This window comes from Acidovorax sp. NPDC077693 (assembly GCF_044542805.1).
Lineage (GTDB): Bacteria > Pseudomonadota > Gammaproteobacteria > Burkholderiales > Burkholderiaceae_C > Acidovorax.
Genome location: NZ_JBITVD010000010.1, coordinates 212,496 through 226,998 on the forward strand (window position 1 = coordinate 212,496; position 14,503 = coordinate 226,998).

Sequence of the window (14,503 nt, forward strand, 5' to 3'; positions counted from 1 at the left end):
GCCACTACCTCAGCCAAACCACACGGGCTGGCCCTGGCGGTCAAAGGGGATGTACGCACCGAGCGCACCTTGCTGGATCGCATCGACCATGCGCTGCGGCGGGGCCCCGGCCTCCGCGGGGGTGGACGCCTGTTCAAGGTGCCCGGCATCGCCGCGGCAAACACCATCGCCCAGTCGTGGCCCGGCGCGGTGAACTGGCGGGCGTCCTCCACCAGTGCAGCGAACGATGGCAGCTCCTGCGGCGTCTTGTCCACGCACATCAGCGGCACCGGGGCGCAGCCCTGCCCCGCCTCGAAGCGTGCATGCTGGGCAGTGGTGGCGTCATCGGGCAGATCCACCGCCGTGAACACGAACAGCAGGCGCTGCGGCTCGGGCTGCTGGCGCGCGGCCTGCAGCAGGTCATCGAAACTTGAAATATCCATGGGGCGGCACCGAAACGGTTGTAAGAGAAAAGACAGAGAAAAAGGAAATCAGAACCCAGGCACCACGCCCCTCTGCGCATCCAGCGTGCTCACGTAGTTGCGCGCCGCAGGCCGCGACCGCGCCGACTTGCGCGACTGCACCGTGCCGATGCTGATGAAGCACAGCGCCTGTTCGGAGTCCGCCAGCCTGAACAGCGCACGCAAGCCCGGCGCCTTGAGCGCCTTGCCGCTGGTGAGTGCCGAGCCGTAGCCCTGCGCCGTGGCCATGAGCAGCATGTTCTGCACCGCGCAGCCGGCCGACACCAGGCGCTCGGCCAGGTCGATGCCGGGGTCGCCGCGCTGCGCGTCCACCACGGCCAGCATGAGCACCGGCGCGCGGTGCGCCTTCTCGCGCGCCTGCGCGGCCTGCTCGGGCGTGGCGGCGGGGTCGCGCTGCTGCAGCGCCTGGGCGAACACCTCGGCCAGCGCCGCACGTGCAGCCTCGGGCACCAGCACGAACCGCCAGGGCACCAGTTGCCCGTGGTCGGGCGCGTGGGCCGCGGCCTGGAGAATCTGCGCCAGTTCGTCGGTACCGGGCCCGGGGCCCGCCAAACGCTTGGGCAGGATGGTCTGGCGCGACTGGATGAGCGTGGCCGCGATGGCCGCCACGTCGTCGATGCCACTGGCAGGCACCGCAGGCGCGGCCGTGCTCTGCCGTGCGGCGCCGCGCGGGTTCAGGGGCCAGGGGATGACAGCCATCGCAGTTCCTTGTCCAACAAACAGGGGCTCAGCCCGGACGGCCATCGGCCCGCAGGCGGCCATACCAGCCACTGAGCCGCACGCCCCAGACCCCCATGGTGGCCGCCCACAGCACGGCCGCCACCGGAAGCAGCCAGGCCCAGGCCACGCCGAATGCGCCCGGCATGGCCGCCGCAATGCGCAGCAGCGTGGCCGCCTGCAGCAACCAGAACAGCGCCCAGACAATGCGGTCGGCCACGAGCGCGCGGCCGCTGTGGCCGCACGACACGCGCGTGACCATGGCCAGCATCAGCGATGCCAGGCACCCCATGGTGAGCGCATGCAGCGCACCCAGCCCCAGCGTGCCGATGCCAAAGGCCCAGGCCAGCCACGGCGACAGGCCGCCCAGCAAGAACGCCACGCCCAGCCACACAAAGCCGATGTGCAGCATGGCCAGAAGCCGGTTCTTCAGGCTCTGCACCAGCCCCCACACACAGGCCAGCCACACCAGCACGCCCCCCACCACCAGCTGCAGGGCGCCGTGCACCAGCATCCAGGCGGGCCCGGCGCGGCTGGCGGGCACGCCCGCCCATTCCAGCCAGGTGGCCAGCACCTGCATGCCGGCCGCGGCCAGCATGAGCCACAGCGCCCAGAACGGCCGCCAAGAGCGCACTGTGGGCATGGCGCTGGAGGTAAAGAACGGAATCATCCGGTGCGCCACCGTGACGTACACCACGACCACGAAGCCCCACAGCCCCGTGTACACACAGGCCCGCGCCAGCGCATGCGTGCCCACCGCCAGGCTGAACCACAGCGCCACCAGGCTCATGCAGCCCACGCCGCAGGCCACGCCGATCACGCGGGCATGGAGCTGGTCTTCCGCGCGGCTGGCGCGCACACGCCCCCAGAACAGCGCCGTCATCCACACCAGGCCCGCACAGGCCAGGGCCAGGCCGACCAGCACCGCGCCGATGCGCCAGTGCGCCCCCACCAGCCACAGCAGCCAGCCCAGCGCCTGCAATACCAGCGGCGCGCGCAGCGCCTGCGGCGGCAAGGGGGTCACCCCCAGCCACTTGGGGCCGGCCGTGAACAAAAAGCCCGAGAAGAACAGCGGAATGAAACCCAGCGCCATCACCGCCGCATGCACGGTGGTGGGCGACATCGCGTAGTACATGCCCCACCAGCCGGTGGAGCGCGCCACCTGCACCAGCGCCCACCAGGCGCCCGAGGCCACCAGCACCACCATCGCCAGGAAGAACCCCAGCCGGTGCGGCGCCAGCATCAGGTACTGCCAGCGCCAGCGATTGTCCTGCTGCGCAATGGCCTCTGCCGACGGCTTGCCTGCGGCGACGGGGATGACCTTGCTCATGGCGTGTACCTACCCTGCGAAAGATTGCCGTGCACGGCGAACGCGCTCATCCGCAGCTGCCCAGATGGCCGCACTGCGTGCAGTAGTCGCAGCCGTCCTTGCGGATCACCGCATGGGCGCCGCATTCGCTGCACTTCTTGCCCGCCATGGCCTGTGGCACGGCCACGGGCGGCGGCGCGGGCTCGTCCAGCGGCAGCAGTTGCTGCACCGGGTCCGCCACGCGGCGCGACAGGATGTTCTGGATGGCATAGGCCATGGCCGCCACTTCCGAGTCGTGCCACATCGGCACCAGCGTGCCGTCGTCCTTGCGGTGCTGCCCCAGGCGCACAGGGCCCCGGTCCCATGCCACCTTGCGCATGTCGGACAGGGCCCGTTCCAGAAAACCGCCGCGCGCCGCCAGCGACAGCATGCGCATGCTGGAGGTGATCCACTGCTGCGACTCGCCGCTTTGCCCCACGGGCATGAAGAACTCGATCGCACGGTCCACCGTGCGGCCACCCACGCCCGTGGGCACGGGCAGGAAGGACACGATGAGGTACAGCGTCTTGTGGCCCTCCTGCGTCCAGTATTCGAGCTTCTCGGCCACCGCCGACAGGCCGCCCTGCGGCCGGCTCTCGATGACAGTGCGCATCGGGTCCACAGGCGCTGCGGCGGGGGCAGCAGGCGCGGGCTTTGCCACGGCAGCGGCTTCAGGCGCGGGCTCTGCGTGCGTTTCGAGCACCGAGCCGAGGATGCTGTTGGGCCGGTAGGTGGCCAGCCCCTTGAGCCGCGCGCGCCAGGCCTGCAGGTACAGGTCCTTGAAGTCGTCGTAGGGGTAGTCCGCCGGGATGTTCACCGTCTTGGAGATGGCCGTGTCCACGAAGGGCTGCACGGTTTCCATCATCGCGATGTGGTCCTGCGCAGACATCGCCAGGGCCGAGACGAAATAGTCGGGCAGCGCATTCACGTCGCCGCCCAGGTCGCGGTACAGCCGCCAGGCGTGGTCCTCCACCGCGTACTCCAGCGTGCTGCCATCGGACTCGCGCTTCTTGCGCTTGTACATCCACGAGAACGGCGGCTCGATGCCGTTGGAAGCGTTGTCGGCAAACGCCAGGCTCACCGTGCCCGTGGGCGCGATGGACAGCAGATGGCTGTTGCGGATGCCATGCTCGCGGATCGACACCTGTATTGGCGCAGGCAGCCGGCTGGCAAAGGTGCCCTCGGCCAGGTAGCCCCGCGCATCGAACTTCGGGAACGCCCCTTTCTCGCGCGCCAGCTCCACCGACGCCGCATAGGCCGCATCGCGCATGTGCTCGGCAATGCGCGCCGCCATGGTGCGGCCCTCGGGCCGGTCGTAGCGCAGGCACAGCATGGCCAGCGTATTGCCCATGCCGGTAAAGCCCACGCCGATGCGCCGCTTGGCCATGGCCTCGTCGCGCTGCTGCGGCAGCGGCCAGAAGGTCACATCCAGCACGTTGTCGAGCGCCCGCACCTGCAGCGCCACCGCCTGGCCGAAGGCCTCGAAGTCGAACGCTGCCACACCACCAAAGCCGAAAGCGTGCCGCACGAAGCGGGTCAGGATGACGGGGCCGAGGTCGCAGCAGCCATACGACGGAAGCGGCTGCTCGCCGCACGGGTTGGTCGCCGCGATGTCCTCGCAGTAATGCAGGTTGTTGTCTTCGTTGATGCGGCCCAGGAACAGGATCCCAGGCTCGGCGAAGTCGTAGGCGGACTTCATGATCGTGTCCCACAACTGGCGCGCCCGCGCGGTGGCGTAGACCCACTGGCCATCGGCCCGCTGGCGGGCGCCTTGCGCCTGCAATGCGGCGCCGGGGGCGGCCTTGTGCACCAGCTCCCAGGGGGTGTCGTTCTGCACCGCATCGATGAAGGCGTCCGACACGCCCACCGACACGTTGAAATTGTTCCAGCGGCCCGGGGTGCGCTTGGCGGTGATGAACTCCTGCACATCGGGGTGGTCGATGCGCAGCACGCCCATCTGCGCGCCCCGGCGCGCACCCGCGCTCTCCACGGTGGAGCAGGACTGGTCGAACACGTTCATGTAGCTGCACGGCCCCGAGGCCATGGAGGCCGTGCCCTTCACATGTGCGCCCTTGGGGCGGATGCGCGAGAAGTCGTAGCCCACGCCGCCGCCACGGCGCATGGTCTCGGCCGCTTCGCGCAGCGCTTCGTAGATGCCCGGAAAGCCTTCGTCGTCCACGCCCTGGATGCAGTCGCCCACGGGCTGCACGAAGCAGTTGATCAGCGTGGCCTGAATGTCGGTGCCCGCCGCACTCATGATGCGGCCCGCGCCGATGGCGCCAGCCTGGAGGTTGGCCAGGAACAGGGCTTCGTACTTCACACGCAGATCGGGCGCCTCCACCGAAGCGAGCGCACGCGCCACGCGGGCGTACAGCTCGTCCACGGAGGTTTCGCCGGGCTTGAGGTACTTCTCGCGCAGCACATCCAGGCTGATGGGCTGCAGGGACGAGGGAGTGGCCAGAGTGTGCTGTGGTTCGCGCTTCATGGGTACCGATGGTTGGGGGTTCACGACAGTAGGGGCTTGCGCTGGGTCAAGACGCACGCAGTGCCATTGCAGGGGCGCCATGCGGCGCGGGGTTCAGACGCAAACAGAGACGCACGCGTGCTGCACGTGTGCATGTCGCGCCAGGCATCGTCGAGCCACACTGGGCTGTCATGCTCGGCATGGGGGTGGGCACAAAGCCACCACTTCGGACGTCAAAGACATGGACTTCGCCCTCCTCGATCACATGGTGCCAGCCCTGCGGGCTGATCTGCCCCGACAGCACCCGACCGCGCACCATGGGTACTCCATGAGGCGCTCGAGCCGCAGCACCACCGGGCGCTGCTGCATGCAGCAAAGGACCTCGGGCCCCGCCTGCGAGGGCAGCCAGCGTCTGGAAGGTTTTCCGGTACTGCGCAAAGGCATCGTCATGGAAACGGCGCAGCCGGTCAAGTAGCCCGTCGGGCTTGGGGCAGTGCTTGCGATTGGTGACAAGATTTACCCGCGCGCAGGGTCACTGCACCACCCCACAGCGTGAGGCCCGCCGCGCGTAGCATCACGCCATGCACACACCGCCATCGACCTACTTCACATTCCGCCGCGCTGCACCTGGGCTCGCGGCGGCCAGCCTGGCGCTGCTGGGGGGCTGCACCGGCCTGGGCACAGCCCCCACGGCCTCGTCACCCACCACGACCTCTGCCACCGCTGTCTCCCCCGCCGCCTGGCCTGCGCGCCTGCAGGCCCTGCTGCCCGCAGATGTGCTGCTGCTGGGCGAAAAGCACGATGCCGCCGAGCACCAGCAATGGCAGCGCGACACCGTGCAGGCGCTGGCCGCCCGGGGTCAGCTGGCAGCCGTGGTGATGGAGATGGCCGAGCAAGGCCACAGCACCACCGGCCTGCCCCGCGATGCCACCGAGGTCCAAGTGCAGGCCGCCCTGCAGTGGAAGGACGCCGCCTGGCCCTGGAAGGCCTACGGCCCGGTGGTGATGGCTGCCGTGGCTGCGGGCGTGCCGGTGTGGGGCGGCAACCTGCCCCGCGCTCGCATGCGCGACGCCATGGCCGACGCCGCGTGGGACCGGCACCTGCCCGCCCCCGCATTGCAGCGCCAGTACGAAGCGCTGCGCGAAGGCCACTGCGGCCTGCTGCCCGAGTCGCAGATCGCGCCCATGGCCCGCATCCAGATCGCCCGGGACGCCGCCATGGCCCGCACCGCGACCGAAGCGCGCGTGAGCGGCCAGACCGTGCTGCTGATCGCCGGTGGCGGCCATGTGCTGCGCAGCCTGGGCGTGCCCACGCACTTGCCTGCAGGTTTGACGTCCAAAGTGGCCATGGCGCAGGCAGGGCAAGCGCAAGCAGCTATCAAAAACGGAGCGGTCGCCAATGTTGATGCGGATGCAGACGCCATCGTGGCCACCCCGGCCCTGCCCGCCAAGGGCCACTGCGCGGAGCTGCGCGAGCAGTGGGGCAAGGGCGCAAACCCGGCGCGGTGATGCCGGCGTGCATTCATGCGTTCATGCGTTCATGCGTGCGTTCAAAAAATTCCCTATCCGTTCACGCTGGGCTTGTCGCAGGGCTCAGCCCGAACGAGTGGGTCATCCAGCACTGATTCCGAAGTCAACGCGCTGGCGGCCCAGCGTCCGCCTGCCGTTCTTCCCCTTCAGCCCGCCCCGCTGCGCTCGCGCAGCAGCGCCGCAAACGCCTCCGCGGGCAGCGGCCGGCTGCACAGGTAGCCCTGGTAGGCGTCGCACCCGCGCTCTTGCAAGAAGGCCAGTTGGCCTTCGTCCTCCACGCCCTCGGCCAGTACCGACAGGCCCATGCTGTGCCCCATGGCGATGATGGCCGCGCTGATGGCCATGTCGTCGCTGCTTTGCGGAATGTCGCGGATGAAGCCCTGGTCGATCTTGAGCACGTCGATCGGAAAGCGCTTGAGCTGCGCGAGCGACGAGTAGCCGGTGCCGAAGTCGTCCACCGCGATGCGCACGCCCAGGCTGCGCAGGCGCATCAGCACCAGGCGCGCCTCTTCGGTGCGCTCGGCCAGCGCGGATTCGGTGATCTCCAGCTCCAGCCATTCGCTCGGAAAGCCCGAGTCCGCGAGCGCCGCCGACGTGCAGCCCGCCAGGTCGGTCAGGTGGAACTGGCGCGGCGACACGTTGACGGCCAGCGTCAGGTCGGGCAGGCCTTCGGCGCGCCATTGCTGGCCCTGGCGGCAGACCTCGCGCAGCACCCATTCGCCCAGCGGGCCGATCACGCCCGAGGTCTCGGCCACAGGGATGAAGCGCGCGGGCGATATCAGCCCCTCGTCGGGGTCGTTCCAGCGCACCAGCGCCTCGGCGCCCAGGATGCGGCCCGAGCGGATGTCCACCTGCGGCTGGTAGTACATCTGCAGGTGCCCGAGCGCCAGCGCCAGCCGCAGGCGGGATTCGAGCGCCAGCCGCTCGCGCGCGGCCTGGGTCATGGCCTCGTGGAAGAAGCACCACGCGCCCCGGCCCCGCGCCTTGGCGCCGTACACCGCCGCGTGCGCGCCCTGCAGCAGCAGCTCGGTGGTAGCGGCATGCTCGGGGAACATGCAGATGCCCACGCTCACGCCGGCCACCACCTCGAAGCCGTCGGGCGAGCGCCAGGGCTCGGCCACGGCGGCGATCAGGTGCCGCGCCACCGCCGCCGCGCCGTCGGCATGGCGCATGTGGCGCGCCACCACGGCCAGCTCGTCGCCGGCCAGGCGCCCCAGCACGTCGCCGGGCCGCAGGGCCGACTGCACCCGCCGCGCGATGTGCTTGAGCACCTCGTCGCCGGTGGTGTGGCCGTAGCTGTCGTTCACGTCCTTGAAGCGGTCCAGGTTGAGCAGCAGCACGGCGATGTGCTCGCCGCTGGCGCGCGCCTCCTGCACCACCTGCTCGACCTGGTGCCCGAACCAGGCGCGGTTGGACAGCCCCGTGAGCGCGTCGTTGTGCGCCAGGAATTCGAGCTGCCGCTGGTGCGCCTTTTCTTCGGAGATGTCGGTGAACATGCAGACGTAGTGCGTCACCTCGCCCGCCGGGTCGCGCACGGCCGACAGCGACATGTGCTCGGGAAAGACCTCGCCGTTCTTGCGGCGGTTCCATATCTCGCCCTGCCAGTGGCCCGTCTGGCGCAGTGTGCCCCACAGGGCGTCGTAGAACGCGCGGTCGTGCCGGCCGGACTTGAACACGCGCGGCGTCTTGCCCAGCAGCTCCTCCTCGGTGTAGCCCAGAAGGCGTGTGACGGCCGCGTTGACCGACAGGATGCGGCTGTGGGCGTCGGTCACCACCACGCCCTCGACGGTGTTGTCCACCACCGTGGCGGCCAGGCGCTGGCGGGTTTCGCTGGACTGCAGCGCGGCGCGCGCGGCCGTGATCTCGTCGAGGTCCTGCACCACGCAGACCAGGTGCGCGGGCTCGTCGCCGGCCTCGGGGATCTGCGTCACGGTGCACAGCACCGGCACCCTGCGGCCACCGCCGGGGGGCTGGCATTCGCGCTCGTCCACGTAGTGGTCGATCTCGCCTGCCAGCAGGCGGGCCAGCTGCAGGGTGGCGCCGTCCGGCTCGCGCGCCAGCATCACATCGCGGAAGTTGAGGATGCGCACCTGCGCCAGCGTCACGCCCAGCAGGCCACAGAGCCGCTCGTTGGCCCACAGGAAGCGCCCGTCCGGCGCCACCCGCGCGAACCCGGCGGGCGCATGGCGCACCACCTGCGACAGCTCCCGCGCCGTGGCCCAGCGCACCTTCTCGGCGCGGCGCATGCGCCGCAGCATCCACCAGGCCAGCGCGCTGGTCAGCAGCACATAGCCCCAGCCCTTCCAGGTTTGCCAGTGGGTGATCCGCGCAGGGTCGGTCACCCAGTGCGCCAGCAGCGCGTCGCCCGCAAACACCCAGGCCACCCCGAGCACCAGGTACAGCAGCATCCCCCGCCAGGGAGCGAAACGCGGGACCTCGCCCGGATTGACCATCGATTTCCCCCGTTATCCGCCCACCGGCCGTACTAAGGCCGCAAAGGGCGCGGCCACACGGTGCCAGCCATGCTGCGACAATGTCGCGGCTATGACGACCAACGCCTACATCCTTACCCTGTCCTGCCCCGACCGCCTGGGGCTGGTGCACGCTGTCTCCGGCTTCCTGCTGGAGCACGGCGGCAACATCGAAGAAGCCGCACAGTACAACGACCACGCCACGGGTCTGTTCTTCATGCGGGTGCAGTTCGCCTGCGACCAGCACGACCACGCCACGCTCAAGACCCGCCTGGCCAGCTTTGCAGAGCCCCACACCATGCGCTGGAGCCTGCACGCCACCGCGGCGCCCATGAAGACGGTGCTCATGGTCAGCAAGGAGGGCCACTGCCTGAACGACCTGCTGTTCCGCTGGAAGAGCGGCCTCTTGCCCATCGACATCCGCGCCATCGTCAGCAACCACCGCGACTTCTATCAACTGGCGGCCAGCTACAACGTGCCGTTTCACCACATCCCGGTGACCGCTGCCACCAAGCCGCAGGCCGAAGCCAGGCAGCTTGAGATTATCGAGGCCGAAGGGGCCGAACTGGTGGTGCTGGCGCGCTACATGCAGGTCCTTTCTCTTGATCTGTGTCAAGCTTTGGCCGGACGGGCGATCAACATCCACCACAGCTTCCTGCCCAGCTTCAAGGGCGCCAAGCCCTACTACCAGGCCCACGACCGCGGCGTGAAGCTCATCGGCGCCACCGCCCACTATGTGACGGCCGACCTGGACGAAGGTCCCATCATCGAGCAGGACGTAGCCCGCGCCGACCACACCGACACGGTGGAAGACCTGACCGCCCGCGGCCGCGACACCGAAAGCCAGGTGCTGGCCCGCGCGGTGAAGTGGCACAGCGAGCACCGCGTGATCCTGAACGGCCACAAGACCGTCGTCTTCCGATAGCCGTCGCATCGCCCGCAGATGGCCACTGCCGCTCCCTCGTCCTTTCTCAGCAGCGCGGCGCGGCGTATACCGCCCATCCAGTGCCTGCTCACGTTCGAAGCGCTGGCGCGCCTGCGCAGCGTGACGCAGACGGCCGAGGAGCTGTGCGTCACGCCCAGCGCGGTGAGCCACCGGGTCAAGCAGCTCGAGCAGATCCTGGGCGTGCGGCTGTTTGGCCGGGCCGACTTTTCGCTGACCACCGAAGGCAGCGCCTACCTGGCCCATGTGCGCGAGGGGCTGGGGGCGCTGCAGCGGTTTCCGGGGGCGGCATCGGCCCCCGGGCGACGGCGGCTCAAGCTGGCCGTCACGCCCACCTTTGCGCGCACCATCCTCATCCCGCGCCTGCGGCAGTTCACCGAGGCTTACCCCGAGATCGACCTGGCGCTGCAGGTGTCCATCCCGCTCCTGGACGTGGTGGCCGAAGACGCCGACCTGATGGTGCGCTTCGGCCCCGGCCACTATGCCGACGTGGAGCATGTGGAACTGGCCCGCGACGTCGTCACGCCCCTGGCCTCGCCCGCGTTCGTGCGCGAACACGGGCCCTTCGACAAGCCCGAGGACCTGGAGGGCGTGCCCCTGCTGCGCAGCCCGCTCGAGCCGTGGCGCACCTGGTTCGCCGCCACCGCGCTGGACTGGGCCGAGCCCAGCGAAGGCTCGCAGTTCAACGACATCGGACTGATGTGCGACGCCGCATCCGCCGGCATGGGCGTGGCCCTGGTGCGGCTGAAGCTCGGTGCGCCGTGGCTGGAGAACGGCACGCTGGTGCGCCTGTTCGACGCCGACACCGCCAGCCCGCACGCGCACTACCTGTGCTGGCGCACCGGCACCATGGACCGCTGGGAATGCGCGGCCTTTGCCGACTGGCTGCGCAAGACGATGGCGTGATCGGCAGCAGCGCGGCGCATGGCTCGCTGCGGCGCTACTTCATGGCGCCATCGGCTCACCCACGCACCACTGCAACACCGCGCCAACGCAGCATCACCATCACCGTCGCATCCATCCACCACCTGCCGACATGAATCTCACCATCCGCCCTGCACAGCCCGCCGACGCCAACGCCATCGCGCGCATCCACGTTGCGGCCTGGCAGGCGGCGTACGCCGGCATCATCGACGCCGCCTACCTGGCCGCCATGTCCGCGGCGCAACGCGAAGGCTACTGGGCCCAAGCGATTGCCCAGGGCGCACCCGAGGTGCTGCTGGCGCAGGACGACAGCGACGGCGCGGTGACCGGCTGGATCGCCCTGGGCGACTGCCGAGACCCCGGAGCGCCCGCCACGCGGGGCGAAGTCTGGGCCTTCTATGTAGACCCTGCGCGTTGGGCCCGCGGCACGGGGCACGCCCTGTGGCAGCACGCCCGCGAGCACCTGTTGGCCCGTGGCAAGGCAGAGGCAAGCCTGTGGGTGCTGGCGGCCAACGCGCCTGCCATCCGGTTCTACACGCGGCAGGGTTTTGCGCCCGATGCGGATGGGGTCAAAAGCATCACGGTAGCGGGCACCACCTTGCAGGAGCTGCGGTACACGGCATTGCTGGCGCCCAGCGGTGGGTAGTGCTTGGATAGTGTTTGGATAGCGCTTGGATAGCGAGCGGGTGGCGGGTAGTGAGCGACCCGCATACGGCCCAGTGGGTGGCAAGTCGGTAGTGAAAACTGCAGAGGTCGACGCGACCAGTGACCCGTAGCCAAGCCGCACAGCCCGCGGCCTCGCCAGGATTTTCACGGCCGCTCTGCAAAAATCTCACGCCCGCGCCTGCCGCCATCCCCTACAGTGGCGGCATGCAGACTCCCGCCGCCACCCCTACCGCCCCTGCAGCCGCGCACGCACCGGCCGGGTCCATACCGTCCGAGCGCGCCGCGCGCCAGGCCGAGGTCGTGCAGGCCCTGGGCCGCGTGGTGCCCGCCCACGCCCTGCTGTGGAATGCCGAAGACACCACGCCGTATGAATGCGACGGCCTCACCGCCTACCGCCAGCGTCCGCTGGTCGTGTGCCTGCCCGAAACGTACGACCAGGTGCAGGCCGTGCTCCAGGCCTGCCACCACCTGCAGGTGCCCGTGGTGGCCCGCGGCGCGGGCACGGGCCTGTCGGGCGGTGCCATGCCGCATGCGATGGGCGTCACGCTGTCGCTGGCCAAGTTCAACCGCATCCTGGACGTGGACCCGGTCAGCCGCACAGCGCGCGTGCAGAGCGGCGTGCGCAACCTGGCCATCAGCGAAGCCGCCGCACCGTACAGCCTGTACTACGCCCCCGACCCCAGCAGCCAGATCGCCTGCACCATCGGCGGCAACGTGGCCGAAAATTCCGGCGGCGTGCACTGCCTGAAATACGGCCTCACGGTGCACAACGTGCTGGCCGTGAAGGGCTTCACCGTGGACGGCGAGCCCGTCGAATTCGGCAGCCAGGCGCTGGACACCCCCGGCTACGACCTGCTGGCCGCCGTGGTCGGCAGCGAAGGCATGCTCGCCGTCATCACCGAAGTGACGGTGCGCCTGATCCCCAAGCCCCAGCTGGCGCGCTGCATCATGGCCAGCTTCGACGACGTGCGCAAAGCCGGCGACGCCGTGGCCGCGGTCATCGCGGCCGGCATCATCCCCGCAGGCCTGGAGATGATGGACAAGCCCATGACCGCCGCCGTGGAAGACTTCGTCAAAGCCGGCTACGACCTCACCGCCGAAGCCATCCTGCTGTGCGAGAGCGACGGCACGCCCGAAGAGGTGGAAGAAGAAATCGGCCGCATGAGCGACGTGCTGCGCGCGGCTGGCGCCACTGCCATCTCGGTCAGCCACGACGAGGCCGAACGCCTGCGCTTTTGGAGCGGCCGCAAGAACGCCTTCCCCGCCAGCGGCCGCATCAGCCCCGACTACATGTGCATGGACTCGACCATCCCGAGGAAGCGCTTGGCCGACATCCTGCTGGCCATCCAGGAGATGGAGAAGAAGTACCAACTGCGCTGCGCCAACGTGTTCCACGCGGGCGACGGCAACCTGCATCCGCTGATCCTTTTCGACGCGAACGACGCCGACCAACTGCACCGCTGCGAACTGTTCGGCGCCGACATCCTGGAGACCAGCGTGGCCATGGGCGGCACAGTGACGGGCGAACACGGCGTGGGCGTGGAGAAGCTCAACAGCATGTGCGTGCAGTTCACGGCCGAGGAGAACGCGCAGATGTTAGCGCTGAAACACGCGTTCGACCCGGCGGGGTTGTTGAACCCGGGGAAGGTGATTCCAACGCTGAACCGGTGTGCGGAGTACGGGAAGATGTTGGTGCGTGGGGGGGCGATCAAGCATCCGGATTTGCCGCGGTTTTGAAGGGTGGCGTCTACCGGATACCAAAGATGGCGAATGTTCAGCTGGATATATATCGAGGATGACAGGTGAGTTCACCCTATCGACCACCGTTGCCCGAAGGTTGGGAGTGGTCCCAGAACCCGGAAAAAACCGCGCTTCAGGCCGAGTACATGCTTGAGCTTGCTGACGTTCATCCACTTGCAGGAATACCCGTGGAAGTCGTTGCCCACCGAGAAGGAGACGACGACATTCTGGTCCGGCACTGCAACCATGAGGACCACGTATCCGTCGTGCATCTCACCTGGCGCCAGGAGAAGGAATGGCCAAATCACCCCACGGTGGCTTTTAGCGGCTCGCATTCTGAGTTCGTTGAATGGGAGTACCAGACATATGAAGTTCCCCCAAAGTCATAACCTGTCGTTGCAGCGGACGGTATAGCCGTCGACAATCCCCAGCCCCTTTCCTCCATCTTTGCATCCTCATGCCCAGCGACTCCGCCTCCACCCTCCTCCAATCCGGCAACGCCCTGGTCGCCCAGGCACAAGCCGTAGCCACGCAAGACTTCGCAGCAGCACGCGCGTTGTGGCGGCAGGCGGGGGTGTTGTTCCAACGCGCGCACGATGCCGACCCCGGGCAGCACGCGGCAGCGTTCCGACTGGGTCAGGCGTGGATAGCAGAAGCCCATGCGTTGCAGAAAGAAGGATCTGAAGATGCGATCGCGATGTGGCGGCAGGCGGCGCTGCAGTGCGAGGTGGCCTTCGCGCTCGACCCGCACCATGCAGTGACGGCCATGCACATCGCCAGTTGCTACGCCTGGGCGCAGGACGCCGACGCCAAGCTGGCCTGGGCGCAGATTGCGCAGCATCTGCAGGAAGAACACGCGGCCAACATGGCGGCGGATGAGGCGGCACGCTAGCTGAGGTAGCCAGGGCGCGGCCGAGCAACGCGACGGCCCGTGTGGCTGTTCGGATGTTCGGCTGTCCACCCCCTGCTGGCTGCGCCTGCGGCGGGGCGGTTGCGGGGTGAGCATGGGCGTCGGAGCGCTCATGCTTCGTCATCTAGCTCGACGTGGCTGTCTGAACGGAGCGCCAACGGCGCGCAGCGAGTTCCACGGCGCACCCCGCAACCGCCCCGACGCAGGTTTGCCCCGTAGCGCAGCGCAGGGGTCGCAGACTGGGGGTCGCCTTTCTTTTGGGTACTTTTCTTTGGCGAAGCAAAGAACAAGTACCTCGCCCGCCGGGGCGAATCCCGGCCTCCGCCCTCC

At 68.8% G+C, this 14,503-nt stretch carries 10 protein-coding genes and 2 pseudogenes; 6 read left to right on the top strand and 6 right to left on the bottom strand.

Annotation, left to right across the window (positions count from 1 at the left end; genetic code table 11):
- Positions 1 to 9: 9 nt before the first annotated feature.
- From ACIGHN_RS16020 to ACIGHN_RS16040, 5 genes and pseudogenes are all read right to left on the bottom strand, one after another.
- A pseudogene (locus ACIGHN_RS16020) lies at positions 10 to 422 on the bottom strand (ribonucleotide reductase subunit alpha).
- A gap of 48 nt (positions 423 to 470) precedes the next feature.
- A complete protein-coding gene (locus tag ACIGHN_RS16025; RefSeq protein WP_396505150.1) occupies positions 471 to 1,160 on the bottom strand; it encodes a nitroreductase in 690 nt (229 codons plus the stop codon).
- A gap of 28 nt (positions 1,161 to 1,188) precedes the next feature.
- Complete coding sequence (locus ACIGHN_RS16030; RefSeq protein ID WP_396505151.1) at positions 1,189 to 2,508, bottom strand: NnrS family protein; 1,320 nt, start codon at positions 2,506 to 2,508, stop codon at positions 1,189 to 1,191.
- Positions 2,509 to 2,554: 46 nt separating this feature from the next.
- Positions 2,555 to 5,011: an adenosylcobalamin-dependent ribonucleoside-diphosphate reductase gene (locus tag ACIGHN_RS16035; RefSeq protein WP_396505152.1), complete on the bottom strand. Its 2,457-nt coding sequence runs from the start codon at positions 5,009 to 5,011 to the stop codon at positions 2,555 to 2,557.
- A gap of 190 nt (positions 5,012 to 5,201) precedes the next feature.
- Positions 5,202 to 5,395: pseudogene (locus ACIGHN_RS16040) on the bottom strand (carbonic anhydrase); the annotation flags it as partial.
- Positions 5,396 to 5,571: 176 nt separating this feature from the next.
- Here ACIGHN_RS16040 and ACIGHN_RS16045 point away from each other — a divergent pair.
- On the top strand, positions 5,572 to 6,498 hold the full coding sequence (locus ACIGHN_RS16045; protein WP_396505153.1) for a ChaN family lipoprotein: 927 nt from the start codon (positions 5,572 to 5,574) through the stop codon (positions 6,496 to 6,498).
- 167 nt (positions 6,499 to 6,665) lie between these two features.
- On the opposite strand, the gene ACIGHN_RS16050 is transcribed toward ACIGHN_RS16045, so the two are convergent.
- On the bottom strand, positions 6,666 to 8,927 hold the full coding sequence (locus ACIGHN_RS16050) for a putative bifunctional diguanylate cyclase/phosphodiesterase (protein WP_396505154.1): 2,262 nt from the start codon (positions 8,925 to 8,927) through the stop codon (positions 6,666 to 6,668).
- A gap of 136 nt (positions 8,928 to 9,063) precedes the next feature.
- Between ACIGHN_RS16050 and purU the strand changes: the two genes are divergently transcribed.
- From purU to ACIGHN_RS16075, 5 genes are all read left to right on the top strand, one after another.
- Positions 9,064 to 9,915 (top strand): formyltetrahydrofolate deformylase, encoded by an 852-nt coding sequence (gene purU, locus ACIGHN_RS16055; protein ID WP_056166978.1) that lies wholly within the window; start codon positions 9,064 to 9,066, stop codon positions 9,913 to 9,915.
- 18 nt (positions 9,916 to 9,933) lie between these two features.
- Positions 9,934 to 10,839 (top strand): LysR substrate-binding domain-containing protein, encoded by a 906-nt coding sequence (locus ACIGHN_RS16060; protein ID WP_056166981.1) that lies wholly within the window; start codon positions 9,934 to 9,936, stop codon positions 10,837 to 10,839.
- A 130-nt stretch (positions 10,840 to 10,969) separates the two neighbouring features.
- On the top strand, positions 10,970 to 11,503 hold the full coding sequence (locus ACIGHN_RS16065; RefSeq protein ID WP_396505155.1) for a GNAT family N-acetyltransferase: 534 nt from the start codon (positions 10,970 to 10,972) through the stop codon (positions 11,501 to 11,503).
- A gap of 224 nt (positions 11,504 to 11,727) precedes the next feature.
- Positions 11,728 to 13,260 carry an FAD-linked oxidase C-terminal domain-containing protein gene (locus ACIGHN_RS16070; RefSeq protein ID WP_396505156.1) on the top strand — a complete coding sequence of 511 codons (1,533 nt, stop codon included), beginning with the start codon at positions 11,728 to 11,730 and terminating at the stop codon, positions 13,258 to 13,260.
- Between the two features lie 460 nt (positions 13,261 to 13,720).
- Entirely contained in the window at positions 13,721 to 14,155 is a 435-nt protein-coding gene (locus ACIGHN_RS16075) for a hypothetical protein (protein ID WP_396505157.1), read from the top strand.
- Positions 14,156 to 14,503: the final 348 nt, after the last annotated feature.